The organism is Acidobacteriota bacterium, assembly GCA_039028635.1.
Lineage (GTDB): Bacteria > Acidobacteriota > Thermoanaerobaculia > Multivoradales > JBCCEF01 > JBCCEF01.
In genome coordinates, this window is record JBCCHV010000007.1 from 21073 (window position 1) to 46890 (window position 25818).

The window sequence follows — 25818 nt, forward strand, 5'->3', positions numbered from 1 at the left end:
CTATCCGATCCCCGGTGCGGTCGAGGTCGAAGCCGCGCTGCGACACCTGAGGCCCGGACAGAAGTCCTACCAGACCAACGACGCGGCAACGCTCGGAAGTTCCGAGCTCGCACCGCCGAGCCGTCGGCGCAGAGGGCGGCGTCGGCGTTCTCGCCGCCGGCCGTCGAGCTACGCCTCTGCCCTCGAGCGCGGGCGTTCTCCTCAGGCCCCGAGCGGCGTGTTCGGCCCCGTGCTTCGAGACGCCGAGCGGAACGGAGCCCGAATCGTGGCGGAGGGGATCGTGGCAAGCCTTCGAGAGCTCGATCGGAGGCTGGGATGAGTTGGATTCAAGACGATCGCCGGGCCGTGCTGGCTCCCTTGGCTTCGTGGTCTCCGGCGGCCTGGGGCGGCGATTGGCTGGGCATCTACGGACCCAATGAGAGCCCGGGGCGGGATCTGACGGCCCAGGGGGACGACTCCCGCCCCTCTGGCTTCCTGACCTGGTCGATCGACTACACCGGACAGCCTCAGGGATTCCTCGACGGCGACGCCAATCCCATCCGGCGCGGCTTTGTCGTGCTGGCGCTGCATGTCCAGCTCGGGGCCGGTGAGGGGGTCTCGGCGCCCCTCTGGGAGGAGCTTCAAGGCAGGTACGACGGAGCCGACACGGGCGCCATGACCTTCTTTGCTGATGAGGCGCTGCCGCAGGCCGTCGGCGTGAAAGGCGAGTGGCATATCGAGAGTCTCGGTATCCCCTTCGTGGGGACCTGAAGGAGAGATCAATGAAGGAGAAACAGGTTCTATCGCGCCCCTGGGGGACCCACAGGCCCGGCCTGGAGATCACGGCAGATCCCGACGTGGCCCTGACCAAGATCAAGCGTCTCCCGCGGCAGGGCGTCCTGCTGGTGGATCCCAAGTGCTTCGAGGCGCTCGTCGAGGCCGGGTATCTAGAGACGCCCGAGCGGAAGGAGCAATAGAAGATGGCGACCGACAAGCACGTCCTGAAGAATGTCGTCTTCTCGTTGGGCGGGCTTCGCCTCTCGACAGCGGCGAACAGTCTGACTCCAAACTTCGAAGCGCCACCGGTGGATGCGAGCTGCTTCGAAGATCCGGCGAACCGCTACCTCAAGGGTCCCGTCGGCGGGTCGGTCACCTTCTCGGGTGGTGCGACTTGCCTGGTCGAAGAGCAAGCGCTGGATCGGCTGGCTGCGGCAGAGGACCCCTGCGAGCCGCTGCTGATCCTCCTCAACAGCGGCGGCGCCGTCGGCTCCTTCGCGATGTTCTTCGAGGCGACAGCCTTCAAGTATCAGCGTTCGGGTCAGCGGGGCTCGCTGGCCGAGTTCAGCCTCGAGTGCATGGCTCAGGGCCTCCCGTACGGCGGCCCGGTCCTCTACAACAACCTCGGTACCCCTGGCCTCACGGCTTCGGGTGTTGGTGCCGCCATCGACCTGGGGCGCACGCTGGGCCCCGGCGAGAAGCTCGTCGTCTCGCTCCATGTGGTCAATCCGCCGGGCGTCACGGGAACCAGTCCGACCCTCGATGTCGAGCTCGAGAGCGACATCGGCGCGAGCTTCGCCGCGCCGGTGAGTCGGGCAAGCTTCAGTCAAGTCCTGGGCGAGCCTGCTGCGGAGCAGATCGTTCTCGACGGCGATACCGACCCGATCACTCCTCACACCTTCTACCGCCCGCGGTTCACGGTCTCCGGAACCGGCGGAGTTGCCTACTACGTCCTGATGGCGCTCGCCATCGTGACCGAGCCGTAAAGGAGAGCCACCATGGCGACCGACAAGCACGTCATCAAGCAAGTCCACGCAGTCTTCTCTGGCACCGATATTTCGGGCCTCATCCGCAGCGTCACCGTGAATCTCGGCTATGGGGACGTGGACGTCTCGGCCCTGGGGGACCTCGCCAACCGGCGGGCGAAGGGCGTCGGCGATCACCAGGTGACGATCGAGTTCATCCACAAGACGGCGCTGTCGGAGTCTCTCGGCTTGCTCGTGGACGCCTTCCGGGCCGACGACGTCACGACCTTCGTTTACCGCCCGAAGAGCGGCGCCAAGGACGCGGACAATCCGGAGTTCCGTTGCGACCTCCTGGTCACCCAGCTCCCCTTTGGAGGCAACCGCGGCGATGCTCACACCTCGAGCCTGACGATTCCGGTCGACGGGCAAGTGACCTACGACGACAACACCGACGTCCACCAGATCTGATTTTCAGAGAGATCGGGGGCCTCTGCCCGGTTCGTGCCCGGCTCCTGGCCCTACGCCGGCCAGGCCTTGGGATCGGAGCAGGTGGCGGCCTCCGGCGATTTTTTCGACCAGCACGAGCTAGAGGAGAAAGCACGACATGAGCAACAAAGCAGCTATCGCGCCGAGCTTCGGCGACGTTCGTCATTTCGGCGGCCTGATCGACTCCCGATGGGTTGACGACCCTTGGGGGCTTGGTATCCGCCTCAAGGTTCGCCGCGCCGGCTTCGAGGGCTATCAGGCTTGGCTTCGCGACGCCTTTGGCAAGGAGAGTCCTCTGGCGGCCAAGTTGAGCAAGGCCGTCCTGCAGGAGTCGGTCAAGACCCGCGGCATGCGGAAGCGAAAGGGTAAGGGGCAGGGTGTCGACGACGAGCTCGTCGAGCGAGCCATCGAGAAGCTCGACTTCTCGGGTGAGGCCCTCGCGGGTCAGGCCTTGGAGGAGCTCAAGCCGGGCATCTCGGAACACCTGATCGAGGATTGGGAAGTCACCTCCGAAACCGGTGAGCCCGTCGACTGCTCGGCCGAGCAGCGCGCGGCCTTCCTGCTGAATCGCCCGGGGCCCGAGGGCAACGTGGCCTGGGTCCCGACGGAGATGCCCTATGGCGGCCAGCCGCTGGGAGACGCCTGGGCCGAGTTCATTCTCGACGAAGCGGAAGACCAAGACGCTTTTCGCGCGGGATTTCTCGCCGACTCCGCGGCGTCTTTACCGCCTACGCCCGCTGGCTCTTCGGAGAGTGGGGAGGGCTGAGCCTCGAGCAACGAGACCGCATTGACGGGGCGCTGGAGCGTTGGCAGTGCCTTTGGCTCCAGTGCCCCGCATGCGCCCGCGAGTGGCGCCCGGACAACCTCGAGAACAAGCAATGCACCTGCGGACGAGCTATAGGGACGGACATCGGTTGCGGGCGCGAATGGCACCCGAGCCGCTGCCTCTGGTGCGAGCAGGATCTCGAGGAGCCCGGGCGCTGCGGGTCTTGCGAGAGGGAGTGGGATCCGCTTCGATGCCCCGGCTGCGGGCGGCGGGGTCGGGAGCGGCGAATGGAGGACTTCTTTCCGGACTTCGGGCCCATCGAGGAGGTGCCGGACTACCTCGAGCCCATCCTCGCGATCGAGGCTCAGTGCCCACGCGATGGATCCGGAACCCTGATCCCCAGCGAGCTCGATTTTCTACTGGCCTCGGTGGGAGTGACCTACGCCCCCGAGATGGAGGTATGGAGGTATTTCGTGCGAGCCGTGACGGGCGAGAGGCTCCGCGCCTCCGTGCGCCGAATGGAGGACTCCGGCAAGAAGGAGTGAGGGCGTGACCACCGGCGTTCGCTTCAGCGCGGAGGTTGCGTTCCAGACCATCGGGGCGGCCAAGGCCGGTCGGGAATTCGAGCGCGGCGGCCGCCAGGTCGAAAGCGGGGCGAATCGTGCCTCTCGAGGATCGGATCGGATGCGCCGGTCCCTGCAGAGGCTCAAGCGAATCATCGCCACGCTGGGTCTTGGGATCCTGATCAAGCAGATGGTGTTCTTCTCGAACGAGTTCGAACGGTCGCTGACGAAGATCAACACGCTGGTTGGTGTTTCCCAGCAGCAGGTTGCGGCCTGGAAGGGCGACCTGCTGTCCCTGGCTGTGGATGCCGGCCGCGGGCCCAATGAGCTCGCGCGGGCCTTGTTCGTCGTCACGTCCGCCGGCGAGCGGGGTGCCTCGGCTCTGGACGTGGTGGCCGAGGCGGGCAAGGCCTCGGCCGTCGGTCTTGGTGAGACAGCAACCATCGCGCGGGCGGTGACCGCTGCCATTCAGGCGTACTCGAAGCAGGGCCTCGAGGCCTCTCAGGCGACCTCGATCCTCGTGGCGACGGTGCGAGAGGGCAACCTCGAAGCCTCCGAACTCGCGGGCTCCCTGGGCCGCATTCTCGGTATCGCCGCCGAGGCAGGCGTGACCTTCGGAGATGTGGGTGGCTTCATCGCGACCTTCACGCGTCTCGGCGTGGATGCGAACGAGGCCGTGACAGCCCTGAGGGGCACCCTGAACCTGCTGTTCAAGAGCGGATCCGAAGGTCGGCGGGCTCTTGCTTCGGTCGGGCTCAGCTTGGACGACATCCGCCGATCGGTTCGCGAGAAGGGTCTCGCCCAGACCCTGGTCGACCTGCTGGATGCCTTCGACGGGAACCAGGAGGCCCTCGCGCGCTTCATCCCCAACGTTCGGGCCTTGGCGGGCGTCCTTGGTACCGCGGGGGCGCAGTCGGAGCAGTTCCTCGCCATCTCGCAGTCGGTCAGCTCCGCCATGAACGACAACCAGGTGGCGTTCGAGGGAACGGCCCAGTCTGGGGCGCACTCGATGGACCGTCTGCGAGCGGCCATCGAAGTGGTGGCGGTCACCTTGGGCGAGGGCTTCACCAGGGCGCTGAGCGGCGGCGCCGGCGACCTCTCAGACTGGGTCAAGGAGAACCGAGATCTCTTCAGGGAATGGGGGCGCGTAGCTGGTGAGGCCACGGCTTTGGCGGCCTCGGGCCTCAAGCTCCTCCTCGACTACTTCGAACTGCTGAAGATCGCCGTTGCAACGCTGATCACCATGAAGCTTGCAGCATGGCTGATCACCGTCGCCGGTGCCTCGAAGATCGCGAGCATCGCGACGCTCGACCTGAGTACTGCGCTGTGGGCTGTGACCTCAGGCTATACGCGGCTGGTGGCGATGGACATGGTGACCAACCTGAAGGCCATCGCGATCTCGACGACCGCCCTGGGGGCTGCCGGCGTTGCTCTTGCTTTTGGCCTCAACGAGATCGTCAGCGCCTGGAGCCGGGCGCTCGACAAAGAGCGCGAAGCCATCATCGAGTCGTCGCGTCTCGCCGAGGTGTGGGGTCAGGTGCACCGGGCGATTCGAAAGGGCGTGGTGTCGCAGGATCTCTTCGACAAGCTGACGGCTGGCGCTGAGCAGGCCCGCGAGGAGCTCGCCGAGCTCGAGGCGCAGCTCAAGAAGGCGCAGGAGAACAGCAATAAGGGAGGGATTCTCGGCAACGTCCTCGAAGTCCAGAAGCTCGAGGAGCAGATCGAAGCCAAGCAGGAGGACATTCGCGTCACCGAGGTCTGGATCGAACGGGCTCGGGACATGGTGACGGTCATCGATGAGGTGACGGATGGCGGCGGCGGAGGCGGCGGCCTCTCCAAGCTCCGCGAGGCGTGGATCAACAACCGGCTCGCGATCATCGATCACACCATCGAGGTCTTGAAGGACATCGAAGCGCTGAAGGCCTTGGAGGCTGCTGCCCAGAAGGGCCAGCGCGAGCTTCGGCTTGTGGCGGCAGCGCTGGAGCGGGGGATCAGCCCGGCGCAGCTCCTGGACGAGAGGCTGCGGGCCTTGCTGACGACCCTGCTGAATCTGGAGGAACTGCAGGGTGCCATCGAGGCATCGATCGAGGAGAGTCTCCAGGCTGCGAGCGACCGGATTCCGAAGATGGAGGTGGATCTCGAGCTCGACGTCATCCTTTCCGAGGCCGGTCAGGAGGTTCTCGAGCACACCGAGAAGAGCCTCGAGAAGATCAACGAGCAGCTCGACCAGCACCTCAGGGAGAAGCGCCTCAAGGCGATCCAGGAGACCTACGACCGATTCCTCGATGGGCTCCAGTCTGAGTTCGCGAACACCTTCGAAGCCATCTTTACCAACGGCATCGACTCCTTCGGCGACCTCTGGGAAGGCGTCAAGAAGCTCGCCATCCGAACCCTCTCCGAGGTTGCGGCGGCATGGGCAGCTCAGCAGTTTGCGGTCAACATCGCGACCTCGACGGGTGGTGGTGGCGGGTCCTTCGGAGGCCTTCTGGGGTCTCTCGGCAAGCTGTTTGGCGGTGGCGGCGGAGGGGGGGCGGCCGGAGCGGGCGCCGCAGGTGGAGGCGGTGCTGGTGGCGTCACTGCCGGCGCATGGGCGGGTCTCGGGGCGGCCATCGCCTTCGCCGCAATCGTCGCCTTGGACTCAGCGTCCCAGCGGCACAAGTTTGGGGCAGAGACCACCTTCGGAGTCTCCGGTGGTGAGCGGAGCCGGAGCGCCTTTGGGCAGCGTCACGCGATCGTCGACGCCTGGGAGGAGACCCTCGATGCCATCGAGGATCTGACGGGCGGCATCGTCCAAGACCTGCCCGAGATCGCCATCAAGATCCGCAACGACGGCGAGACGGTTCGGGTGTATCTGCGTGGTCAGTACATCGGCTGGTTCAAGACCGTCGAGGAGGCCATGCAGTTTGCCCTGCAGGAGGGCCTCCGCGAAGCGACTCTGTCGGGGGTCTCCGAAGAGATCCAACAGGTCTTCCAGGCGCCCTTCCGCTCCCTCGAGGAGCTGATGGAAAACCTGTCCTTTGTGCAGGGCCTCCTCGACGATGGCCTCTCGCCGATGCAGCAAACGGCCCGAGACCTAGCCCGAGATCTCCAGGCGACCAATCAGCGGCTCGAGGAGCTCGGCCTCTCGACGCGGCTGGGCGTCGACAAGTCGATCCGCGCATGGAACGACCTGCGCGACCAGGTCGCGGGGATTGACCTCTCGCCCGTCGAGCAGCAGCTTCGGGACATCGAGGGCTTCAATACCGAGCTGCAGCAGTACATCAACGTCCGCCAGCAAGAGCGGGATGTCGTCCTTCAGCAGGTCCAGGAAGCGGAGCGGGCGGCGGCCATCCTTGCGTTACGGGGCGACGAAGCCGCGGCGGCTGTTCGCGAACTGGCGGAGCGCCTGCCCCTGCTTCGCGACCGCCTCGCCCAGATCGACCGCGAGCTCGCCAGCCTGCCCGACCCGATCGCGCCGGGCGAGGCCCGTCGGCGCGGGGGTGGCGGTTCGAATCGACGCCAGCAGCGTGAATCCCTTGAGGACGAGTTGCGCAGCATCGTTCGGTCGGGCCTGCCGGAGTTTCAGAGGTCGATCGACGAAACCATGTCGCGCATCTCTGATCTGCGGGAGCGGGTCCAGAAGCTAGGCGCCAATGGTGAGCTGGCCTCGGAGGCCATCGGAGTCCTCACCGAGCAGCTCCGCGACCAGTTCAGCGCGGCTCTCGCCGAGAACCTTCGAAGCGTGACCGGCTTCCCGGAGCGGCTGCAGGCGATCACCGATCGGTACTCAGACTTGCGGACGGCGAATGAGGCCTGGCTCGCTCAAACAGGAGAGCTGATCGAGGCTCGCTGGAAGATCAACGAGGCGGAGCGCCGGGCCCTTGAGGAGCTCGGGCAGGAGGTGCTCGCAAGCCTCGGGGTTCCGTCGGTTCAGACCCGCCGGCAGATGGCCGCCGTCGCCGAGTCCATCCAGTTCTTGAGGAACAACTTCGAGGCCCTGGGGCTGACGGCCGGCCAGGTCGGCGAGGCCGTTGCCGCCACCGGCGCGCAGCTCTTCGGCAACCTCGTCGACGGCTTGCTCCGGTGGACCGAGAACGAGGAGGCCCGCGCGCAGCTCGAGGACCTGCGGTTCCGAATGGAGATCGCCAACTACGAGCTCCAGTTCAAGCTGCTCCAGGAGATGGGGATCCTGACCAAGGAGCAAATCGTTCTCGTCGAGGGCCTCCTGGGTGATATTCAGGGGGCCTACGAAGCGGGAGAGATCGTTCTGCCCAGCGTCGGCAACGTGGTGCCGATCACTTCGAGCCCGCGGTTCAGTCCTGTCGACTTCGACCCGCGAAATGAGCGCCTCGAGAACGCCCTCCGGCTCCTCGAAAGCTACGAGAGCGAGGGCGGTTCTGACTCGAACCTCGAGCGCCTCGCCCAGATCCGGAGTGACTTCGAAGAGATCTTCGAGGTGCTGGGGCGTGGCGCCCGCGAGCTCGAAGCCTACGAGGGGGCGATTCAGCGGTTCTGGGACTCGCTCATCGACCCGCTTCGCCAGCTACGCAGCGAGCTGACGGGGCCGGGCGGAGGCTCCGGGGTCACGAGTCGCCAAGAGCTGGATCAGCTCTATGGGCAAGCTCAGCAGCTTCTCCGTGCCGCGAGCTCCACCGATGACGCCACCCGCATCGCGGCCCTCGAGCAGCTCCCGGATGTCCTCCGGAACCTGTTGCAGGCCGGCCAGGACGTCCTCGGATCGGGATCTCAGTTCCTCTCCCTTCGCCAGTTCGTGCTCGCCGCCATCGACCAGCTCGCGGGGCTCGAAGAGGGCGGGGCCTCGGGTCTCGACGGACTCCCCGGATCGGGGCCCACGACGACCGACGGAATCCCAGGGAGTGCGGGCGTGATCCTGGCCGGTGATGCCTTTGTTCCCCCGGTGTCCGAGAGCTCCGATCTCGTGCGCGAGGTCCAAGGGCTTCGGGCCGAGGTTCGCGAACTGGTGGCCCTCACCGGAGCAGGAAATCAGCAGCGAGGCGAGGGCCTTGGCATCGCCCAGGTTCAAGCCGACGAGACGGCCAGCCTGCGACGAACCGCCGAGTACTCGGCATCGGAGCCGGTGCCTCATCCCTGGCATGGAGGCACGCGATGAGTAGTCCCTGCGCGTGGCTGCTAGAGGCCTGGCCGCGCGATGCCGGCGGTAGCGAGGTGCCGGTTCGCTTCAGCACTCACGGCCTCCTGACGCTTCCCACGGACTCCCTGCCGACCAAGCACTTTCCGGCGTACCTGCTCGAGGCTCCGAACTACCGCCGGGACATCTTCCGGGCGGGCCTTCTGGGCGGCCCGGTGGCGGCGAGCTTCGGGGCCTGGAAACTCGGAAACCCCTCGGGCCCGGGTGAGCTGGGCCCGCTGGAGCACCTCCGAGATCTGAGCTTTGCCGGTGCTCGATGGTTGGCGCGTTGGGCGTTGGCGAATCCGGTCGCACCTCGCTCCTACGACGACTATGAGGAGATCCTGCGGGGTCGCTGCGACCGCTTAGTGTTCGCAGGGCCCGAGGCGGTTCTCCAACTCCAGGATCGGCGGAGGCTCCTTCAGCGCGAGCTCAACGTGCCGCGATTCTGGGGCAATGGTCCGGCGTGTCTACGGCTCGATTCCTCGAAGGGCACCCCGAGGGTGGACATGGGGGATGTCGGTGACGTCACCGGATCCTTCACATGGGTCTTCCACGTTCGTCCCGGAATCTCAGGGTCTTTTCAGGTCGTCGCCGAGAAGCGGGACGCGGGGGCTCCGGCTGGCTGGAGAGTCGCGACCTTCGGCGACGGTCAAGTGAGGTTCGTGATTGAGGAGCTCGCCGGCGGCACCGGTGGAGGGATCGTGGACACGCCGGTCGATTCCTTGATCGTCGACGAGTGGGCTGTCATCGCGGTGAGTGTTGACACGACAAGCCTTCAGATGCGGGTGGCGCGGGTCGATCGCTTCGGCGAAGCCGAGGTGTTGGCGGAAAAGTCCTATGCGACGGGTTCGCCCGCAGGGAACGCTGCTCCGCTCACGTTCGGTGGCTCGGCGACGACGGATCTATCGCTCCTGGGATTCTCGCAGTGGTCCCGAGTGCTGACCCTGGACGAGCTGGTCCAGTACTCCGGGGGCGTGCTCGAAGGGGACGAGCCGGACCTACTGCGCCATTGGAAGCTCAACGACGGATTCGGGTCAACGGCTTTCGAGGAGGTCGAGAGCGCCAACGGCGCGATCACCAACGGCTCGTGGCAGGCCTCCCTGACGGGTGATGAGAACCTCGAAGGCGTCCCGATGCCGAGCACCTGGGGGGCGGGCTCGAGGAACGTCTCCCCGGTCCTGGTCAGCGCTCCGGACCGTGCCTACATGTGGCACTTTCGCCAAGCTCGCTCCGCGGATCCCGTCCGCTACCGGGGCGGACTCTTGTCCGAGGGGACCGGTCCGACCGACAACTACACCGTCAGCACGACGACCGGGAGTGTCGAGGTGCACACCCTCGTCGGCGAGCCCGGCGCGGTGACGATGGATGTCGAAGGCGACTTCGACGGCACCAAGCTGCCGGCGACCTTCGGAGAGATCACCGAGGCGTGGCTGACCAAGCCGCTCGGACCGCTCGATCCGTCGGAAATCAACCGCTTCGCCTTCGACTCGTTCCCGATCACCGACCAGCTCGAGGCCTACCTGCCGAGCGGCGGCCGTCTGGTCGATGTCCTTTCGACTTTTGCCGCGGGCATTGGTGCCGGCTTCGACTTCGACAACTTCGATCAGGCGGTCATCTTCGAGATGGAGCGCCCGGTCGTAGATCCCGAGTGGTCGCCCGCCAGCAACCACAAGATCGGCGCCTGGATCGAACCCGTCAATCGTGGACTGAGCCGCCTGCGCTATCAGTGCACGACGGCCGGCACGACCGGAGGCTCGGAGCCGGCTTGGCCCAGCGTCATCGGCGGGACCGTGACCGACGGCTCGGTGGTCTGGACGGCCCGAGAGGGCTACGTCGAGATCCGCGAGGAGGCGGACATTCTCGATGCGCGCATCGTGGACACACTGACGCCGACTTCGAGGCAGACTGTCGCCTACGCCCGCAACTACACCGTGCAAGGGGATGCCGACCTGGTCGCCGAGGACTCTGCCATGGGAGGGACGGCGGAAGAGGGTGCTGCGCACCGGTCCTTCGTGGGGCGCGAGTGGCGGGAGGCCTCTTGGCCTGCAGCCTCGAATGTGCTCGAGCGGCACCCAGACGCCGAGCCTGGGCCGCGGATCCTGTCTCCCTTTAGGCTCCGCTCGCCGGCCCGCGTCAGCGCCATGAGGCGCCAACAAGACCACTATGGAGTGGATGGGCTGAACCGGGTTCGGATTCGCCTCTCTCGCCCGGTGCCTCGGGTGGGAATCGGCAAGCCGATGAGGGTCTGGTCGGCCGAGCTGGGCCACCCCGACGGAAAGCTCTATCTCCTTACCGCCTTCGATTTGCAGACGGGCCCCTTTGGGGCTGTGGAAGGGATCGGATGAACGAACCCGATTGCGTGATTGGTGCGGTGCCGGACTGGAGTCTGACCTCGACGTTCTCGGCGTCGAGCGAGGCCGATCCCGTGGAGGCGCCGGTCGAGAACCTCAAGACGCGAAACCTGTTCGATTGGTGGCGGTCGGCAAGCGCTTCGGAGCCGGATTGCGTTCTCGACGTCGCACTGGCGCCGGCAGTTTTTCAGCCCAACCCCATCAAGCTGCTTTCGATCGGCGCCATCGGTGGCAACCTGAGCCAATCGGCCCGGATCCGCGTCAGCGTCTCGAACGCCCATGACCTCTTTGTGCCGGACCGCGTCCGCCTCGCTCCGGACTCGGTCTCAGGCTCCGACTACGCCGGAACCGTGGTCGACATCGACGAGGACCCTACGGCACCGGATGGGGCCGAGCTGATCCCCGTAGATGCTTCGCAAGGGATGTCGTCCGCCCTGATCGGGTTTCCGGCGCCCGTCTCGCTCTCACCGGCCCGCTTGGTGCACACCGCGCGTGCCTTGGTACAGCTCAAGAGCGCCGGCCTCATGTCGATCGAGACCCGAGTCAATCTGTACCTCTCCGAGGGCGGTGCGGATGTGCGCCTGCTGCGGTCCGTGACGCTCAGGGGGAGCGATGCCGACACCGACGTCCTGATCCGCGGGCACTTCTCGGCCGATGAGATCTCCGACCCCGCGAGCCTCGAGCTCCGAGTCGAGCGGGACATCGCCACCTCTGGGGGATCTTCGGCCGATGTCCGGATCAAGGCGGTCGACCTCGAGTACCAGGAGGCGCCGCCGGCGGGCATTCATGACACCGGCTTCGTCGACGTCTGGCCGGCGATCCTGCAAGACGGCTTCGAGCTCATCCACCCCTCCGAGGTGCGGAGTAGTTCCGTGCCGTGGATCTACAACTTTCGGGATGCCGGAGGGGAGATCAGTCCGGTCGACGCCCTCCGCATGCGGGTCGAGATCATGGATCCCGACAATCCGGATGGATTCGTCGAGCTCGCTGCCCTGCCCTTCGGCCCTGGCCTCGCGGCGCGCTTCTTGGGCCGAAACCTCACGCTTCAGCCGGTGGACCTGCGGAGCCAGATCCTCCGTACGGCCGGTGATCGTGACCTCGCCGCGTTTGGAGCGACGCGCGGAGGGGCGAACCTGCGACTCGCCCCCTTGACGCGGGAGCAGGCCTATGGCTCGGTGCTTCGGTATCTCGGGCAGCGTGCGTGGCCCGAAAACTTCCTACTTTCCCTACTTCCTGATGATGAGGATTTCCGGACCGAACTGAGGATGTTCGGCCACCTGGCCGGCCGCCCGGCGGGGATCCAACACATGCCGGGCAGCCGGGGGCTCTACAGCGCCTCGATCGCCTTCGAGGAGGCGCGATGAGAGCCCTAGCAAGGGGAGAAATCGAACGCCAGGGCAGCGCCGCCCTTCGCCACGTCAACGCCGACCAAGTCGGCGCACTGGCGGCGATGAACGAAGTCGCGGAGCAGCTCGAGGGCGACAGGTCCCGAGGCCCAGTGGGCGCCGAAAAAGAATTCCAGATCGTCCGTCGACAGGACGGCGTTGCCGAAGCCGGAGCTGAACTGGAGAGTCAAGGTCGCGCCGTTGATGGCAACGCCGGTGACCTCGACATCGGCCGGCCGGCGCGTGAACTCGAGGATGAGCGCGAGGGCCTGACCGTCCTCCCAGCGGTTGCTGAAGAAGAAGGACAGGTCCGAGGCCTTCAATTCAGCGCTGTCGACAGCGGGTTCCGAGGCCGAGGCGCAGCCTGCCAGGGGAATCAAAGCGACCAAGATCAGGACGGCAGAGGGCAACAGCTTTCGCATGGGGTTCTCCGAGGGGTTATCGCGCCGTGGCGCGAATTCGTAGATCAGCTCTTGAACTACTATACCCCTATGGGGGTATACGTGCATGAAGCGTCGATCTCGGGGCTAGGCAATGTAGTCTCGGCCTATGTCCGACTCATCCGGCAGGGCTCGAGGCCCCCGGGGCGGAAAGCACTCCGTGACCCCTGGTGGCCTTCACCGCGAGAACGCCTATCTCACGGACGAGGAGCGGCAAGCTCTCCGGAAGTTCGCCTTCGACAACGAGATGAGCAAGAGCATGGTCATTCGGATCGCTCTCTGCCGGCTGCTCGGAATCGAAGAGCCCGACCCCTACGCCTAGCCCTTCTTGTCGGCGCGCTGCTTGCGCTGGCGCCGCCCGCACTCGCGGATCCTCCGGCCCGTCCTGACGTCGAGGCCTGCCTCGACGCCTACTACCGGCCCGCCTGGTCGACCCGCCGCTGTCTGTCTACCCGTGATCGCCTCCTGAGGGAGCGCGGCCACGCCGTCATGAGCGCCGACGGCTGCACGGTGCTCGGCGGCACGTTCCCCGACGACTATTCGCGGTCCGTCGTGCTGGCGGTGACGTTTGCCGATGTCGACATTGACCATCGGTACTCAGCACGCGCGATGTGGGATCGCTACTGCGAGACCCACGGCAAGCCGCCCAGCCGCCGGCTCTGGCGCCGGATGTACGAGGACCGCCGCAATCTGGCGATCTCGAGTGCCTCGACCAACCGCTCGAAGGGTGACCGAGGCCCTCACGAATGGTGCCCCAGCAGTCCCTCCGCTCGCCGCCGAGCGGCGGCCCCCTACCGAGCCCAGGCTGAGCGCTACGGGCTCTCGATCAACGACCAAGAGGAGGCCGGCCTCCGCGCCTGGGAGCGCGGGGAGTGTCTGGCCGAGGAGGTTCCATGATGCGAAAGATCCGATTGGCCGGTCTGGCCGCCGCCATCCTGTTTTCGTTGTGGCCGGTGTTCGTCCTCCTGCCGGCGCCGCCTGCCGACGCCCAGGTGGTCGCCTACGACGCCTGTCGGGACGCCACGGGCAATGCCTTGCTCCGGTACGGCCGCCTTCAGAGCAGCGACAGAGCGCCGGATGGCCGTCGGGCCGTCCTCAGTTACCGGATGCGCTGCCAGCGCGATCCCTGGCGGGAGTCCGGAACCTCGCCCGAGTGGCCGCTCGACCGGAGCAATCCGGTGGTGGCCGACGCCTACCGCCAGCGCTACGGCCGGCCCGCCGCCAACACGGGCTGGCGCTTCCGGTGTGCCGACGAGCGCTCCCAGCTCATCAAACGGGCCTACGAGCAGCGCCATGGCCGGCCGCCAAACGCGCGGGAGACCGAGGACATGCTCGCAACCTGCGGTGCTGGCCTGGACTGGCGGCCGCCGCGGTCGACCGGCTGTCCTCAGGGGTGGGAGTGCGATCCCGATCTAAGGCCCTGCGATGGTCAGCCGGGCTGTCTCGAGGTCGACGAGATCCTCGATCGGTGCCGGGCAAGCGGCCGGGTGTTCAGCGATCCCAACTTCGACGGCTGCCGGCGTTACTTCGTGCGGTGGCGCTGCAACGAGGCTCCCCAATGCCTCCCGAAGGTGGCACCGGAGCCCGAGTCCGACCCACCGGAGCCGGAGGAGCCCGAGACCCCGGCCGACCCGGAACCGGAGCCCGACCAGCCGCAGACGCCGGCGGACCCGGCCGAGCTCGACGAGATCCGCCAGCGGCTCGACGGCCTGGAGGCTCGGGTTGATTCGCTGGGCGGCCGTGTCGAGGACCTCGAGCAGGTGCCGGCCGTACCGGAGCCCGAACCGGATCCAGCACCCGACCCGGCGCCGGATCCCGAGCCGGAAGAGCCCCAGCCCGTCACTCTGTCGCTGATCCCCGGGTCGTGGGTCGCCACCTCTGGCGATTCGGAGCGCGTCTTTGATCTCCCCGACGGGGCCCGCTCGCTAACCGTACGGGCGGTGATCACCGCCTCCGATCCGCCGGCCGGCATCTTCCCGGGCCTGATCCGGCTGCGGAGCGGCTCCGGCGTGATCTTGGAGCTCCTCGCAAACACCCGGTATCGGCGCACCGACCGGGTGCTGCTGGACCCACACGACGGCAGCCATCGGGCGTGGGCGGGGCGGGCTCGGGCTCTGCGACCTGGCGCTCGTGTGGCGATCGAGCTGCGCGTCGATCTGGTGGCGAGGACGGTGACCTACACCGGCGGCGGCCAGACGTCGCCGGCTCTGCGGCTGGGGGCGGGCGGTCTTCAGGGTCTCGAGCTCGTCCTGGGGCAACAGCGCGACATCGTCAACGCCTACGTCCGCCCGCTGGGCTGGCGGTTCGAGCGGGTCGAGGTGGAGGTCGAGTGACGCCATGATCGCTCTCTCCCAGCTCGGGGCCCTCCTCGAGCACGTCGACCCCAAGGTTGCAGGCCTGATCGCGCTTGCGGTGGCGCTGGTCGTCCTTTCCGGCCTCCTGACAAGGGTGATCGGCCAGCGGAACCAGCTCCAGAGCCAGACCTCGCAGGACCTGGTGGCCCTCGCAGGCACGGCGGCGAAGGGGTTGGCCGAGACCTACCAGCGCGAGGTGGAGGCTCTGCTGGAGAGGCTCGCGCGCACCGAGCGGCGGCTCGAGGAGGCTGAGCAAGAGATCGAGCAGCTCAAGCAGGAGGTGGAAGCCTGCAAGGCAAGTCACCGGCGAGCGCTGGATGAGGCGGAGTGTCTCCGTAGGCAGCTCGAAGAGGCGAGGGGTGCCGCATGATCCATCCCCTACACCTCCGCCGCGCCATCTGGGACGCGCTTCGCCAGATGGGCAGCAAGTTCGCCACGGACGCCGCTCTCCAGCTCCTCTTGTTGATTGCGGCTCACGAGAGTCGAGCTGGTCGGTACCTCTGGCAGGTGGACGCCGACGGAAAGCCTCGGGGTCCCGCCTTGGGCATCTTCCAGATGGAGGCCGCCACCCACCGGGATCTGTGGCTCAACTACGTCCGGTGGAAGCCGGACTACCACGCCATCCTGGCGATGGCTCTCGGTCGCAACGGCGGGACGCTCGAGGACTTGATCGCCATCGGCGAGCGAGCCCTCCCGGTCAACCTCCGGTACGCGACGACGGTCGCCCGCCTGCAGCTCTGGCGCCATCCGAAGCCTCTACCGGCGCCCGCCGACATCGAAGGGCTCGCCCGGTACTGGCATGCCGCCTGGTGTAAGGGCTGTGCGGGGACGGTCGAGGAGGCCATCGCCAACTATCGGCGGTACGTGTTATGACGCTGCGCCGCGAGCGTTTCAAGCTCTTCGAGCAGGCATGCGTCCGCGAGCGCGGCGGCTACCATCGGCACCTCAAGCGATCGCTCAACCGGCGAGAGAGGCGCCGAGCTCGCCGCTGGCCTGATTGTCCGCCCGCGTACCGCAGGTTCAGGGGTTACGAGCTCTGATCCTCACCGAGCCCTCGCCACCAGCGAAGCTCGCCCAGGTCCGCGCCGTCGCCTTCGAGGGCGGCGGCATCAACGGCCTAGCGTACCTGCCCATCATCGAGGCCCTCGAAGACTGGGGCATCCGCCCCGACCACCTCGCCGGCACCTCGGCCGGCGCGATCACCGCCATGCTCTGGGCTCTCGGCTACGACGCCCAGGCGCTTCGCCGGGTGATGCTCGAGACGCCCTGGGATCGGTTCACCGCCTCGAGCTGGCTGGCGGCCCTCTGGCGCTTGATCACCCGTGGCGGGGCGCTGTCGCTCGACTATCCGCACCGCTGGCTCCGGGAGCGGGTGCTCGAGGCCGGCTTTCGCGACCCTGACCTCACCTTCGCGCAGCTCGTCGACGAACGCGGTGTACGCCTCTCTGTGGCCGTCACGCTCTACGGGCGACTCGGAGGACGCGCGAGGGCTCAGGCGGACGTGCTGGACCACCTGGCGGCCGACGACGTGCCGATTGCAACGGCGGTGCTGGCGTCGATGGCGGTGCCGGTGGTATGGCCGCCGGTGCGCATCGGTGATCACTGGTGCTGCGACGGGGGCGTGGTCGCGAATCACCCGCTTCACGTCTTCGAGGGTTTGCCGCCCGAGCAGATCCTTGGGCTGAGGCTCGATGAGGGCGAGGACGAGGGAGAGCTGCAGCCGTACCGGCCGGGGCTGCTAGGGATGGTGCGGAGCTTGGTGCCGCTGATGCGGCGGCTCGCGAACCGGGCTCATGTGCCGGAGGAGCTGTGGGGCCGGGTGGTGCCCATTGGCGTCAGCGGATCGAAGGGGCTCGACTTCGACGTCGACGAGCAGCGGGTGAAGGGGCTCGAGGACTGCGGGAGGGCGGCCCTCGAGAAGTGGCTGGCGGGCTGATCAAAAGTTGCAGCTAGCGGGACCTGTTGCCCTGTTCGGCAATCCGGGCGCCCAAGTGGGCGCCAATGCCCTCCGCGAAGCGCCGGAACTCGGACCTGTCCTCGGCTGCGAGACGCCCGACGACTCGAAACTCAATCTCGACCCCGAGGCCGTCCCAGTCGTAGCAGTAACGGCTGCGGCCCCGCATGTTGGCCCAGAGGACCAGCGCGCTTCGATGAAGCCGGCGAAGTCGGCGGCGAATCCGAGCCGCCACTACGCCCGCCCCTCGGCGTAGCGAAGGAGCTCGCGCAAGCGCGCGTCCAGGGTTACCAGCGAGTTGGCAAAGGTGACCTGTGCGGGCGGCATCTTGCCTCGGTACGGCGCTCCGGTCTTGTAGAGGAGGACGTACGGGGAGCGCACGGCCCCGATGGCCTCCTCATCCAACTCGCCGTCGACGACGGCGATCGTCGCCTCGCCGTCTGCACTGGCGGGCTGGGCTCCGCGAAAACCCGAGGCACGGAGCTCTCGCCAGATCTCGTCACGCTCGGAGACGACGGCCACCGGAGAGGTCAGGAGCCGTGATTCGCGGCCGGCCTCTACGACGAGGTGCTCCAGGCTGGCGATACGGCCGCCGGAAATCGCATGGAGCCGGTTCTCGATCTCAGCCTGGACGTTTCGGGCTGCGGCCTTGGCGGCCGCTGATCGAGCCCGCAGGGACTGAACAAAAGCGACGATGCCGGTAATGATGCCGGCTGCGCCGGTCAGGGTCTCAGGGGTAAGGGTGATGGACATAGCTTCTCCTTCTGCCGCCCGTCGGGGCGGCACCTTTGGGTTGTCTTGGCCTGGCGGGTCGGCTCGTCCGACCCCGGCCTCAATCCCCTCTGCTGCGGCGGGGCAATCGTTGGGCTGGCGCCTGTCCCAGCGTCCCGCGGTGGCGAGGCGTTGGAGCTGGCGTCAGCCGCCTAGGCGTTGCTGGCCTCGATCTCGGCCGTCATGATCTCGATGGCCTCTGCGTCGCCGATTTGTTCCAAAATCGCTAGACGCTCCTCGTCGTCCCGCGCGTCGGCGAGGTCGGCGGCCCACTGCTGCTCCTCGGCGGTATCCGGGTCCCAAGCACCAGCGCTGATGCGGTAGATCGGGACCTCGATGCCGGCCTCGATCGCTGCCGCAAGTCGGTGCGTGCCGGAAAGAGCCATCGTCTCGTCGAGCACCAGGATCGAGCGGCCAATCCAGCCCTCAGCGCGCATCGACTCGGCCAGCGCCTCGACCTTGCACTCGTCGTGGACTTCGTGCAGCGCCTCAAGGCGCTGCGGGTCGATGGTGTCGTGCTCGTTGATGATGATCGTCATGGCTGTTCTCCGTTTCCTTGTCCGCCTTCGATGGTCAAATAATATTCCGAATATTTTTTGATGTCAAGGATATTCCGAATATTTTTTGACGAATCGTCTCGTCCGGTGCTATCTTGAGGTCATGGAGGAGCGCGAATACCAGGCCATCGGCGAGATCGTCTTGCCCGAACTGCTTGAGGAGGATGCCCGGACACTCCTCGACATCTGGCGCGCCCGCCATGGCCTCCTGAAGCAGGGCGACTTCGCCGCAGCGATAGGGCGATCCCAGTCGCAGGTCTCGAAGGCGCTCCGCCGGGACAGTCCTGAGCTCTGGGCTCCCGTCGCCGAGCGCATTAAGGCGATCACCGGGATTGACCTCAAGGCCGCTCCGGCGGCCGAGGAGTTGAAATGATGGAGACTGTCGAGGTCCGCACCGGGCAGGCAGGCAAGCCCTCGCGCCTGACCGTCGTCTGGAGAGGGTCCATCGAGCTCGATTTGCCAGATCCCCTGCGCGCCAACAACGCTTACGTCAGGGCCACCGCCGAAACCTATGAGCCTCTGGTGCGTGTGCCGGCGCTCCTCGGCACGCACGCCAACGGTAAACAGATCTTTGCCGTGGAGCTGCCGAACAGCCTTGGCCAGCCTCGTTGGACCAGCTTGACGGCAGAGAGCTACTCCTACTCGCCGCGAGGTGATGCCATTGGCTGCCGAGAGGCTGAAAACGAAGACGGCTCCTTGACCTCGCCCGAGGTGGTGGCGGCGATCGACGCAGCCCTGGCTGCCGAGAGCTCCGGCTAGCACTCCGACCATCCGCCCTCGAGACGCCTGAGCATCGCTAGGCACTCGTCGTAGTCCTCAATCATCTGCGCCCTCTGGATGAGGTCGAGGCGCTCGGCCTCTGATACCTCGCCCGCCCGAAAGCGGGCGATCTCCTCATCGGTGGGTCGATGCCAGGGACGGCCGTCTCTGAATCGCTCGAGCAGCGCTCTGATGGCCAGGTCTCGGTGTAGCGCGACGCGTAAGTCTTTGGGGAGCGGGAGGTGATCGAGTAGTCCCATGTTAGAGAGGATGCGCGAGCTCCAGAGATTGTTGAAGGCGATCGAGAAGATTTTCGATTTCCTCGCTCTCCGCGCCCTCCGGGCAGCGGTGATCGCTGCCATCAGGCCCGAGCTCGAGCGAGCCGCCGCAGGTGTCACAGCTCCAGGCTGCAACGCATTGGCACGTCCACTGGTCTGATCCGCAACCCGAGCGAGGAGACTCGTAGGCCGCGACGTAGGCGTCGGTGTCGTCGAGGTTGGTGATGTCGTGCTCGTCCATGTCTCTACCGACACGGTGCCGAGCGGGAAGGGGGAGGCGCTAGTCTTTTGATCGCGCCAGCTTGCTCCGACGGGTTGTCACCGCGTCGTAAGAGCGGCCGAGGTCCTCAGCGATCCGCCGGCTCGTTACTCCTTGTTCGACCAGCTCGAGCAATCGGGCATCCTCCTCGTCCGTCCAGCGGGGCCGAGGTTGAGGGCGAGCCTCCCGCTCCTGCAGAGAGCACAGCGCGCGCACGACGTGGCCGATCAGGCCCGGCGTGACGCTGTAGGCCTTGGCGAGCTCGTGGCTCGATTCGCCGGCAAGCCAGCGGCGGGCGATCTTTTTGTTGCGCGCGGCGATCTCTGGCGACCCCTGGCCGCGCTTGGTCTTCGCCATCTTGGCCCTCACCTCGGGACGTCGGGCCGTGGTCCGCCCCTGGGCCGCCACGTCGTCAGGGAGCTTGCTGGGCTTGTACTCCTGATAAAGGCGGTTGGTGCCCTCAGTGATGGGCCCCACGCCGAGGGCTTTGCGCCAGTGATACACAAGGGTCTCGCTGACGCCCCAGTGGTGGGCCACGGCGATCTCCGACTCTGTCCGCACCGCCCGGGCCAGATCGTCCGTCACGATCGGCGAGTGCCTGCCAGTCTTGAGGACCCGCGGCCAAGAGATGGGGGCATCCGTGTACCCGCCGACGACCTGCTCGCAGTGACGATAGTGGCAGTAGAGCCGGCTGCGTCGACGGGCAAGCGGAGCCACGTACGGGCCAGCGATGAGGTCGAGGCGGCCTTCGATGGACGCCTCGCCGAGGAGTCCGAGCTTGCTCCGGCGGATCTCCACGGCTCTGAGTGTGCGGTTTAGGGAGCGGGCGATTTCGGCGTCGCTCATCCCTGCCTCGACCAGGGTTGCGAGAGTCTCTTCGTGTTCGCCGGTCCAGCGGCGGCCCCTCAAGAGGTTATCCGCGCTTCTCGACGAGGCGTCGCCCCTCCCGTTGCGGGAAGGACTGGAAGGAGCCGGCGACGTAGAGGGCGAACTGCTGAGTATCGAGGTTGCGCACCAGGAGACCGGAGCGTCGACCGTCAGCGCTCTCCACCGGGAAAAGGCCCTCCCAGTTGGGGCGGTTGAACTCGGTCGAGGCCCAATGTGCCGCGTCGGAGGCGGCAATCCAGGACGGCTTATTTGGGGCGCGGAAGGTATCGCGCGAAGGCTTCATCGGGCGAGTGTAGCAGGAGGCCTCTATCCCCCCAGGGGCACCACCCTCACCAGGCGCAGCGCCAGCGCCGGCTCGTGCATCGTCGCCACCGCCGGAGCCCCCTGGCGGAGCTCGAGCTCCTGGAGCAGCCTCCCGGGGCGTAGCCGGGTCACTACTTCGCGCCCATCGGCCAGCCGCCTCACCTCGACAGTCACGGTCTGACCGTCGACAGCGACCAGGTGGAGTCCGACGGCACCCATCCCGGTATGCTTGGTCGACCCGTCAGACTCCGCGGTGATGTAGACGCGGCCGGTTGCCTTGCCGTGGACGACGGTCTCGATCCAGGCGCCATAGTCCGGCGGTGAGGCCTGAGAGGGCGTCCAGGACGAAAAGATCAGGATGGCGGCGGCCAGAACGGTGAGTCGTAGCATCAGGTGTCTCCGGTTACTCGACGCAGCATGAGCCGCAGTCGTTGCTGGCGCAGCCGCCGCAATGGAGTTGTTGGCCGCAGAAGATGCAGCAAGAGCGAGGGCGAAAGTCGGCGTCGAGCGACAGCTCGGCCACCGAGTAGGAGATCAGCTCGACTGTGCCGTCGAGCAACGGGAGCGAGGTGTGCCCCCAGGGTGGTAGCGGTGTCTTGGTGAGCGGGCGGAGCTCGCCGAGGCCGTCGACCTCGAAGACCTCGAGCGTCACGCCGGTGACGTCGACCTTGGGGACGATCCAGAGGCCGAGGTCGGCCTCGGCGATGATGAGAGGGGCACCCCACTGGCCGGAGAGGGTGGCCGTGGTGCTGTCCAGGTGCACCCGCAGTTCGATGTCGTGAGTCTGGGCCGAGGCGGTGGCGGGTAGGAGCAGCAGGGTGATGACGGTGATGGCGAGGCGTAGACGCACGGATTCCCCTCAGGCGGTGATTCGGATTGTCCTCTTGACTGAGGGAGTGCTGAAATTCTGCGGGAGCGGGACAGGTGGAACAGATCATGGTGAATTGAATTACGCCCCAGTTACGCCTCGTGTCAGTTATAATGACATTTGTATGCCGTCCACCCCGCCTGCTGAGCACGACCGCAAGGGCTTCGCCCCTTGGAGTCCTGAGGATGTCCTTGGGCCGTTGAACTCGTTTGAGGCCAAGCATGCGCCCGAAGCGCTCTACCTCCGCGGAGACCTTGACCTTCTGAGATCCGGGCCCAAGGTGGCGATCGTGGGCTCTCGGAAGGCGTCGCCGGATGGCCTGAAGCGAGCCCGCAAGTTGGCTCGAGGACTGGTGGAGCATGGCGTCACGATCGTCAGCGGCTTGGCTGAGGGCATCGACACCGCAGCCCATACGGCGGCGATCGAAGCGGGCGGCCGGACGATTGCGGTCATTGGAACGCCTCTGGACAGGTACTACCCGAGGAAGAACGCAGCGCTCCAGGACAAGATTGCAGCGGAGCACCTGCTGGTTTCCCAGTTTGCCCCGGGCGTCGAGACGGCTCGATTTCACTTCCCGATGCGCAATCGAACCATGGCCCTGATTTCGGATGCTTCCGTCATCATCGAGGCTGGCGAGTCGAGCGGCACCAAGTCACAGGGGTGGGAGGCGCTTAGAATGGGGCGTCCACTTTTCTTGGTCAGGTCGGTGGTCGAGAATCCCTCTCTGAGCTGGCCCAAAAAGATGGTCGACTACGGCGCTGGCGTTCTTCGTCGAACCGAGGACCTCCTCGGCTCGCTGCCTTTCTCACAGGCCACTGGTGAGCTTGCTTTCTAGGCAGTCGTTCGCCTCATTCCTTCGATACTCGGTCCGAGGCGACTCGGAGCTGTCACGAAAGTCTCGCGATGCGCGACTTGACCTCAAGAACAACAAGGTCATCGCCAGTCTCGGGATCACGAATGCGCAGTACATTGCGCTCAGGCTTACCGAGGAGTTTCAGAAGGAGGACGAGGAGTTCGAGAACCCGGAGCTTCGTCGAAAGCTCAGGTTGCTGGAGACCGTCCTCAGCCCGACGGCGGCACTCGTTCCAGTACCAAGAAGCTCCCTGATCGGACCAGATTCTCTCTGGCCTCCCTTCGAGCTTGCGACCGCTCTGGTCGATCAAGGCTTGGGAGGCCAAGTCCTCCCGATCCTGAAGCGTACGAGAGCCGTCCCGAAGGCAGCCTTCGCCGCGCCGGGTGAGCGCTCAAGCGCTCAGGATCACTTTGAAACCATCGCAGTCGATCAGGATCAAGAAGTGCCTCGGACCTTGATTCTTGTCGATGACATCATCACAACGGGAGCGAGCATACTGGGCACCGCAAGCTTGCTCCGGCGAAGTTGGCCGACGGCAGAGATCAGGGCATTTCTGGCCTATTTGCCGTTGTCGTTCGGCGAGGTCGAATCCATCGTCGACCCACAGATCGGCAGCATCCAACTCAGGCCGGATGGAAGCACCAGCAGAACTCCGTAGGCCCTTCCTGAGGCAACAGCCCTATTTCCTGGGGGGGGGGATATAAGCAAATATCAAATATATTTAATTTAAATTTAGTGTTGACACCTACATACATTTGTAGTAAAGTATTTGCTGGACGCATTCCTTGCGCTTTCCCTGATATTCCCCTATAGTAATCCCGGAAAGGCGAAAGCCCCGGCGGCAACCGGGGCTTCCTGCTCACGCGACACGGAGCGTCGCTGAGAGCGTCTGAGGGAATCCTACCTTTGTGGCGCCCGTGTCGCAACTCTCAGAAGGGAGGCGACATGCGTCTATTTTCCTGGTTAGCGGAAATTCTCCTCCGTTCACTCCAAAGATTCTTCGGCGGCAGCTCCAGCCTCGTGGGCGCCTTGAGAGCGGCAAAGCGCTCGCTCTACGGCCCCTCCAGCGAGGTGCCGGGCTGGGTGCCCTGGGCTGGGCTGGTAGTGGCGCTGGTGGGTGTGGTGCTGACGGTGGTGCTGAGGTAGGGGGCTAGCCGTTGGGATCGATGAACGGCCCGGAGTCGAAGCCATTGAGATCGATGAACGGGCCAGCCTCGGCGCCGGTGGGGTCGATGTGAGGGCCGACCTCCAGCCCATGGGGGTCGATGAAGGGACCAACCTCGAGCGCGATCCCGAGAGGATCGATGTGCGGCCCGACGGAGAGGGCCAGGGCGGGGGAAGCTGCGAAGCAGATCAAGATGGCGGCGAAGAGAGCAGTGCGTCGCATACTGCAATCCTACAACAGCGGCAGCGCAATCTCGTAATCGCCGGCCGGCGGTATACTCCGCCCATGAACTCCTCAATGCAGTTGACGGGCGGGCACATCGACCCCAACGGCTCGATCTCCCTGAATGGCGGCCAGGTGGACCCCAACGGCCGGCAGCTCCCCGGCGGCCCTGGGCAGGACCCGAACGGCGGCGTCTCCCTCAACGGCGGCCACATGGACCCCAATGGAGGCGTCTGCCTCAATGGGGGGCAGTACGACCCGGACGGAGCTCCGGTGGCGGGCGGACCGGAGGTCGACCCGAACGGCTAGGCAGCCCGCTCGACGGCCTTCTCGCGGTCGGCGGTGAGGATTGCCACTAGGCCTCCTCCGGAAAGCAGAAAGTCAGCGCTTGGCCGTCAAAGCTGACGCAGATGGTGTGGTTCCGTCGCCGGCCGGTGCCGGTGATGATGACCTGGTACGCGTGGGTCTCGCCCGCCGGGAGGCCCCGGCGGAGCCCGAAAGTCGACATATAGGCCACATCCCACCAGACCCCCTTGAGGTCGTTGCACCAGCGGGGGTTGGCGACCGCGCGCTCAATCAGGGAGAGCAGTCCGGCGGCGATGTAGACCGGGGTCTCTCGGAAGAGCTGTTGAGTGATCTCCTCGAAGTCGCCTTGGTAGGCATCCATCAGGACACCGTCGTTGACGGCCTGGTCGCGGGTGTAGGCGTAGATGACCTTCTCGTTTGCGAGCATCAGACGCCCTCCTGAGCGGGACACTGTCGGTTGGAGTCTCCACCGCAGGTGATCAAGGCGACCCAGCCGTCTCCGTCATGGTCGCCGTCGAGGTCGGCGCACTGCCCGCATAGAGTGGCATCGCAGGAGTGGCAGAAGTAGACGGAGGGCTCATTGCAGTGGCTGCATGGGTATCCGAGCTCTTCGGTGGTTTCCTGCTGTAGCTTCGTGGTCATCACTGCTCCTCCATGTACTCGGCAACGACGTCTTCGGCGAGGTCAACGGGGAGCCCCTCGATGCGGGCCGCCAGCTCGGCAGCGTCGCCGTTGTCGTAGTCGGGATGATCGAGGGAGCCGACCAGAATGCCGTCGACAAACAGATCCCAGCTCTCGACGCCGTCCGCGCACTGCCGGCAGCCGCGGCCGAGGCAGCGGTCGCACTCGATGGCTTGGACGGTGGCGGTGGTGATCTGAATGGCTGCGAGCATCTCTTTTTCTCCCTCGTCGGTATGACCAAATGATATCCAATGGATATCCAACTGTTAAGCCTTGACGTGGATTTCCGATGGATATACATTCCGGCAATGGCGAAAGATGAAAGAGAGACCAGGAGACACAGCTCATCCGTGCTCGTGAGGCTCACCGAGGAGCAGCTCGAGCTGGTGGACCGGGCGGCCGAAGCCACCGGACTCAATCGGACGGGATGGGTGCGGATGACGCTGCTGCAGGCGGCGAAGCAGCAGCTTGGAGAGGGTGGCTAGAGGCGGTCGACCAGCGCCTTAATGAGTGGCACCAGGGAGCTGCCGAGGAGTGCACCCCAAAAGCTCAGGCGAGCAAGGCGCTTGCGAAGGGCCGCCTCCTGCTCAAATTTCAGGTCCTTTTCTTGCCTGGCGAGATGCTGTGCGGGGCCGCGGTTCGGCGTGTATGAAACGAAGTGAGGGCATTTCCGACGGTCTTCGGACAGCTCGTCGGCAATGGCAGCTTCGTCGGCCCTAGCGAAGACTCCGGCTGTCCAGGCGCTACGCCAGCAGTT

At 66.0% G+C, this 25818-nt stretch carries 33 protein-coding genes; 21 read left to right on the top strand and 12 right to left on the bottom strand.

The window, feature by feature from the left end; translation table 11 throughout:
• The first annotated feature begins 315 nt into the window (after positions 1-315).
• The 9 genes from AAF604_04565 to AAF604_04605 all read left to right on the top strand — a co-directional run bounded on the left by AAF604_04565 (position 316) and on the right by AAF604_04605 (position 12382).
• Positions 316-750, top strand: a complete 435-nt coding sequence (locus tag AAF604_04565) for a hypothetical protein (protein MEM7048906.1) — start codon at positions 316-318, stop codon at positions 748-750.
• Positions 751-761: 11 nt separating this feature from the next.
• Positions 762-956 (top strand): hypothetical protein, encoded by a 195-nt coding sequence (locus AAF604_04570; GenBank protein ID MEM7048907.1) that lies wholly within the window; start codon positions 762-764, stop codon positions 954-956.
• Between the two features lie 3 nt (positions 957-959).
• On the top strand, positions 960-1742 hold the full coding sequence (locus tag AAF604_04575) for a hypothetical protein (protein ID MEM7048908.1): 783 nt from the start codon (positions 960-962) through the stop codon (positions 1740-1742).
• Between the two features lie 12 nt (positions 1743-1754).
• Entirely contained in the window at positions 1755-2189 is a 435-nt protein-coding gene (locus tag AAF604_04580) for a hypothetical protein (GenBank protein MEM7048909.1), read from the top strand.
• Positions 2190-2325: 136 nt separating this feature from the next.
• A complete protein-coding gene (locus AAF604_04585) occupies positions 2326-2973 on the top strand; it encodes a hypothetical protein (protein MEM7048910.1) in 648 nt (215 codons plus the stop codon).
• Between the two features lie 287 nt (positions 2974-3260).
• Positions 3261-3518: a hypothetical protein gene (locus AAF604_04590; GenBank protein MEM7048911.1), complete on the top strand. Its 258-nt coding sequence runs from the start codon at positions 3261-3263 to the stop codon at positions 3516-3518.
• Positions 3519-3657: 139 nt separating this feature from the next.
• Positions 3658-8646, top strand: a complete 4989-nt coding sequence (locus AAF604_04595; GenBank protein MEM7048912.1) for a phage tail tape measure protein — start codon at positions 3658-3660, stop codon at positions 8644-8646.
• Entirely contained in the window at positions 8643-11012 is a 2370-nt protein-coding gene (locus AAF604_04600; protein ID MEM7048913.1) for a hypothetical protein, read from the top strand. The genes AAF604_04595 and AAF604_04600 overlap by 4 nt, the downstream gene beginning before the upstream one ends.
• Positions 11009-12382 (top strand): hypothetical protein, encoded by a 1374-nt coding sequence (locus AAF604_04605; GenBank protein ID MEM7048914.1) that lies wholly within the window; start codon positions 11009-11011, stop codon positions 12380-12382. Before AAF604_04600 ends, AAF604_04605 begins: the two co-directional genes overlap by 4 nt.
• Positions 12383-12387: 5 nt before the next feature.
• On the opposite strand, the gene AAF604_04610 is transcribed toward AAF604_04605, so the two are convergent.
• Positions 12388-12825: a hypothetical protein gene (locus AAF604_04610; protein MEM7048915.1), complete on the bottom strand. Its 438-nt coding sequence runs from the start codon at positions 12823-12825 to the stop codon at positions 12388-12390.
• A gap of 178 nt (positions 12826-13003) precedes the next feature.
• On the opposite strand from AAF604_04610, the gene AAF604_04615 reads away from it, so the two are divergent.
• The 6 genes from AAF604_04615 to AAF604_04640 all read left to right on the top strand — a co-directional run bounded on the left by AAF604_04615 (position 13004) and on the right by AAF604_04640 (position 17133).
• Positions 13004-13165, top strand: a complete 162-nt coding sequence (locus tag AAF604_04615) for a hypothetical protein (protein ID MEM7048916.1) — start codon at positions 13004-13006, stop codon at positions 13163-13165.
• A gap of 167 nt (positions 13166-13332) precedes the next feature.
• A complete protein-coding gene (locus AAF604_04620; GenBank protein ID MEM7048917.1) occupies positions 13333-13740 on the top strand; it encodes a hypothetical protein in 408 nt (135 codons plus the stop codon).
• A complete protein-coding gene (locus AAF604_04625) occupies positions 13737-15176 on the top strand; it encodes a hypothetical protein (GenBank protein ID MEM7048918.1) in 1440 nt (479 codons plus the stop codon). The genes AAF604_04620 and AAF604_04625 overlap by 4 nt, the downstream gene beginning before the upstream one ends.
• A gap of 4 nt (positions 15177-15180) precedes the next feature.
• Positions 15181-15567, top strand: a complete 387-nt coding sequence (locus tag AAF604_04630; GenBank protein ID MEM7048919.1) for a hypothetical protein — start codon at positions 15181-15183, stop codon at positions 15565-15567.
• Complete coding sequence (locus AAF604_04635) at positions 15564-16070, top strand: hypothetical protein (protein MEM7048920.1); 507 nt, start codon at positions 15564-15566, stop codon at positions 16068-16070. The genes AAF604_04630 and AAF604_04635 overlap by 4 nt, the downstream gene beginning before the upstream one ends.
• A 124-nt stretch (positions 16071-16194) precedes the next feature.
• Entirely contained in the window at positions 16195-17133 is a 939-nt protein-coding gene (locus AAF604_04640; protein ID MEM7048921.1) for a patatin-like phospholipase family protein, read from the top strand.
• Positions 17134-17385: 252 nt separating this feature from the next.
• Here the strand turns inward: AAF604_04640 and AAF604_04645 are convergent, their stop codons facing one another.
• Both AAF604_04645 and AAF604_04650 read right to left on the bottom strand, forming a co-directional pair.
• On the bottom strand, positions 17386-17904 hold the full coding sequence (locus tag AAF604_04645; GenBank protein ID MEM7048922.1) for a hypothetical protein: 519 nt from the start codon (positions 17902-17904) through the stop codon (positions 17386-17388).
• A gap of 170 nt (positions 17905-18074) precedes the next feature.
• Positions 18075-18461, bottom strand: a complete 387-nt coding sequence (locus tag AAF604_04650; protein MEM7048923.1) for a ParB N-terminal domain-containing protein — start codon at positions 18459-18461, stop codon at positions 18075-18077.
• Positions 18462-18546: 85 nt separating this feature from the next.
• Here AAF604_04650 and AAF604_04655 point away from each other — a divergent pair, with 85 nt between their 5' ends.
• Positions 18547-18852: a hypothetical protein gene (locus AAF604_04655; GenBank protein MEM7048924.1), complete on the top strand. Its 306-nt coding sequence runs from the start codon at positions 18547-18549 to the stop codon at positions 18850-18852.
• Positions 18849-19238 carry a hypothetical protein gene (locus AAF604_04660; GenBank protein ID MEM7048925.1) on the top strand — a complete coding sequence of 130 codons (390 nt, stop codon included), beginning with the start codon at positions 18849-18851 and terminating at the stop codon, positions 19236-19238. Before AAF604_04655 ends, AAF604_04660 begins: the two co-directional genes overlap by 4 nt.
• Here AAF604_04660 and AAF604_04665 read toward each other — a convergent pair.
• The 5 genes from AAF604_04665 to AAF604_04685 all read right to left on the bottom strand — a co-directional run bounded on the left by AAF604_04665 (position 19235) and on the right by AAF604_04685 (position 21816).
• Positions 19235-19600 (bottom strand): hypothetical protein, encoded by a 366-nt coding sequence (locus AAF604_04665; GenBank protein MEM7048926.1) that lies wholly within the window; start codon positions 19598-19600, stop codon positions 19235-19237. The genes AAF604_04660 and AAF604_04665 overlap by 4 nt on opposite strands.
• 196 nt (positions 19601-19796) lie before the next feature.
• Positions 19797-20621 carry a hypothetical protein gene (locus AAF604_04670; protein MEM7048927.1) on the bottom strand — a complete coding sequence of 275 codons (825 nt, stop codon included), beginning with the start codon at positions 20619-20621 and terminating at the stop codon, positions 19797-19799.
• A 67-nt stretch (positions 20622-20688) separates the two neighbouring features.
• On the bottom strand, positions 20689-20826 hold the full coding sequence (locus AAF604_04675; GenBank protein MEM7048928.1) for a hypothetical protein: 138 nt from the start codon (positions 20824-20826) through the stop codon (positions 20689-20691).
• A 143-nt stretch (positions 20827-20969) separates the two neighbouring features.
• On the bottom strand, positions 20970-21356 hold the full coding sequence (locus AAF604_04680; protein ID MEM7048929.1) for a hypothetical protein: 387 nt from the start codon (positions 21354-21356) through the stop codon (positions 20970-20972).
• Between the two features lie 13 nt (positions 21357-21369).
• Positions 21370-21816 carry a hypothetical protein gene (locus tag AAF604_04685; GenBank protein MEM7048930.1) on the bottom strand — a complete coding sequence of 149 codons (447 nt, stop codon included), beginning with the start codon at positions 21814-21816 and terminating at the stop codon, positions 21370-21372.
• Positions 21817-21958: 142 nt separating this feature from the next.
• On the opposite strand from AAF604_04685, the gene AAF604_04690 reads away from it, so the two are divergent.
• On the top strand, positions 21959-22669 hold the full coding sequence (locus tag AAF604_04690) for a DNA-processing protein DprA (GenBank protein ID MEM7048931.1): 711 nt from the start codon (positions 21959-21961) through the stop codon (positions 22667-22669).
• Positions 22653-23345 carry a phosphoribosyltransferase gene (locus tag AAF604_04695; protein MEM7048932.1) on the top strand — a complete coding sequence of 231 codons (693 nt, stop codon included), beginning with the start codon at positions 22653-22655 and terminating at the stop codon, positions 23343-23345. The genes AAF604_04690 and AAF604_04695 overlap by 17 nt, the downstream gene beginning before the upstream one ends.
• A gap of 492 nt (positions 23346-23837) precedes the next feature.
• Here AAF604_04695 and AAF604_04700 read toward each other — a convergent pair whose 3' ends face one another.
• On the bottom strand, positions 23838-24074 hold the full coding sequence (locus AAF604_04700; protein MEM7048933.1) for a hypothetical protein: 237 nt from the start codon (positions 24072-24074) through the stop codon (positions 23838-23840).
• A gap of 63 nt (positions 24075-24137) precedes the next feature.
• Between AAF604_04700 and AAF604_04705 the strand changes: the two genes are divergently transcribed.
• Complete coding sequence (locus AAF604_04705; GenBank protein MEM7048934.1) at positions 24138-24383, top strand: hypothetical protein; 246 nt, start codon at positions 24138-24140, stop codon at positions 24381-24383.
• Positions 24384-24429: 46 nt separating this feature from the next.
• Here AAF604_04705 and AAF604_04710 read toward each other — a convergent pair whose 3' ends face one another.
• The 3 genes from AAF604_04710 to AAF604_04720 are packed head-to-tail and all read right to left on the bottom strand — an operon-like array spanning position 24430 to position 25273.
• Complete coding sequence (locus AAF604_04710; GenBank protein ID MEM7048935.1) at positions 24430-24807, bottom strand: hypothetical protein; 378 nt, start codon at positions 24805-24807, stop codon at positions 24430-24432.
• Positions 24807-25022 (bottom strand): B-box zinc finger protein, encoded by a 216-nt coding sequence (locus AAF604_04715; GenBank protein MEM7048936.1) that lies wholly within the window; start codon positions 25020-25022, stop codon positions 24807-24809. Before AAF604_04715 ends, AAF604_04710 begins: the two co-directional genes overlap by 1 nt.
• Positions 25022-25273 (bottom strand): hypothetical protein, encoded by a 252-nt coding sequence (locus AAF604_04720; GenBank protein ID MEM7048937.1) that lies wholly within the window; start codon positions 25271-25273, stop codon positions 25022-25024. Before AAF604_04720 ends, AAF604_04715 begins: the two co-directional genes overlap by 1 nt.
• A gap of 138 nt (positions 25274-25411) precedes the next feature.
• Here AAF604_04720 and AAF604_04725 point away from each other — a divergent pair, with 138 nt between their 5' ends.
• Positions 25412-25546 carry a DUF1778 domain-containing protein gene (locus AAF604_04725; GenBank protein ID MEM7048938.1) on the top strand — a complete coding sequence of 45 codons (135 nt, stop codon included), beginning with the start codon at positions 25412-25414 and terminating at the stop codon, positions 25544-25546.
• Positions 25547-25818: the final 272 nt, after the last annotated feature.

What these genes read in the sequence shown, in the direction of transcription:
- AAF604_04605 (MEM7048914.1), top strand. Translation starts at nt 11,009, where the DNA reads ATGAACGAACCCGATTGCGTGATTGGTGCGGTGCCGGACTGGAGTCTG.
- AAF604_04630 (MEM7048919.1), top strand. Translation starts at nt 15,181, where the DNA reads ATGATCGCTCTCTCCCAGCTCGGGGCCCTCCTCGAGCACGTCGACCCC.
- AAF604_04665 (MEM7048926.1), bottom strand. Translation starts at nt 19,600, where the DNA reads ATGGCAGCGATCACCGCTGCCCGGAGGGCGCGGAGAGCGAGGAAATCG.
- AAF604_04710 (MEM7048935.1), bottom strand. Translation starts at nt 24,807, where the DNA reads ATGCTCGCAAACGAGAAGGTCATCTACGCCTACACCCGCGACCAGGCC.
- AAF604_04610 (MEM7048915.1), bottom strand. Translation starts at nt 12,825, where the DNA reads ATGCGAAAGCTGTTGCCCTCTGCCGTCCTGATCTTGGTCGCTTTGATT.
- AAF604_04620 (MEM7048917.1), top strand. Translation starts at nt 13,333, where the DNA reads ATGAGCGCCGACGGCTGCACGGTGCTCGGCGGCACGTTCCCCGACGAC.
- AAF604_04720 (MEM7048937.1), bottom strand. Translation starts at nt 25,273, where the DNA reads ATGCTCGCAGCCATTCAGATCACCACCGCCACCGTCCAAGCCATCGAG.
- AAF604_04565 (MEM7048906.1), top strand. Translation starts at nt 316, where the DNA reads ATGAGTTGGATTCAAGACGATCGCCGGGCCGTGCTGGCTCCCTTGGCT.
- AAF604_04570 (MEM7048907.1), top strand. Translation starts at nt 762, where the DNA reads ATGAAGGAGAAACAGGTTCTATCGCGCCCCTGGGGGACCCACAGGCCC.
- AAF604_04585 (MEM7048910.1), top strand. Translation starts at nt 2,326, where the DNA reads ATGAGCAACAAAGCAGCTATCGCGCCGAGCTTCGGCGACGTTCGTCAT.
- AAF604_04650 (MEM7048923.1), bottom strand. Translation starts at nt 18,461, where the DNA reads ATGACGATCATCATCAACGAGCACGACACCATCGACCCGCAGCGCCTT.
- AAF604_04590 (MEM7048911.1), top strand. Translation starts at nt 3,261, where the DNA reads ATGGAGGACTTCTTTCCGGACTTCGGGCCCATCGAGGAGGTGCCGGAC.
- AAF604_04635 (MEM7048920.1), top strand. Translation starts at nt 15,564, where the DNA reads ATGATCCATCCCCTACACCTCCGCCGCGCCATCTGGGACGCGCTTCGC.
- AAF604_04625 (MEM7048918.1), top strand. Translation starts at nt 13,737, where the DNA reads ATGATGCGAAAGATCCGATTGGCCGGTCTGGCCGCCGCCATCCTGTTT.
- AAF604_04680 (MEM7048929.1), bottom strand. Translation starts at nt 21,356, where the DNA reads ATGCTACGACTCACCGTTCTGGCCGCCGCCATCCTGATCTTTTCGTCC.
- AAF604_04645 (MEM7048922.1), bottom strand. Translation starts at nt 17,904, where the DNA reads ATGTCCATCACCCTTACCCCTGAGACCCTGACCGGCGCAGCCGGCATC.
- AAF604_04690 (MEM7048931.1), top strand. Translation starts at nt 21,959, where the DNA reads ATGCCGTCCACCCCGCCTGCTGAGCACGACCGCAAGGGCTTCGCCCCT.
- AAF604_04705 (MEM7048934.1), top strand. Translation starts at nt 24,138, where the DNA reads ATGAACTCCTCAATGCAGTTGACGGGCGGGCACATCGACCCCAACGGC.
- AAF604_04580 (MEM7048909.1), top strand. Translation starts at nt 1,755, where the DNA reads ATGGCGACCGACAAGCACGTCATCAAGCAAGTCCACGCAGTCTTCTCT.
- AAF604_04600 (MEM7048913.1), top strand. Translation starts at nt 8,643, where the DNA reads ATGAGTAGTCCCTGCGCGTGGCTGCTAGAGGCCTGGCCGCGCGATGCC.
- AAF604_04670 (MEM7048927.1), bottom strand. Translation starts at nt 20,621, where the DNA reads ATGAGCGACGCCGAAATCGCCCGCTCCCTAAACCGCACACTCAGAGCC.
- AAF604_04660 (MEM7048925.1), top strand. Translation starts at nt 18,849, where the DNA reads ATGATGGAGACTGTCGAGGTCCGCACCGGGCAGGCAGGCAAGCCCTCG.
- AAF604_04575 (MEM7048908.1), top strand. Translation starts at nt 960, where the DNA reads ATGGCGACCGACAAGCACGTCCTGAAGAATGTCGTCTTCTCGTTGGGC.
- AAF604_04595 (MEM7048912.1), top strand. Translation starts at nt 3,658, where the DNA reads ATGCGCCGGTCCCTGCAGAGGCTCAAGCGAATCATCGCCACGCTGGGT.
- AAF604_04715 (MEM7048936.1), bottom strand. Translation starts at nt 25,022, where the DNA reads ATGACCACGAAGCTACAGCAGGAAACCACCGAAGAGCTCGGATACCCA.
- AAF604_04700 (MEM7048933.1), bottom strand. Translation starts at nt 24,074, where the DNA reads ATGCGACGCACTGCTCTCTTCGCCGCCATCTTGATCTGCTTCGCAGCT.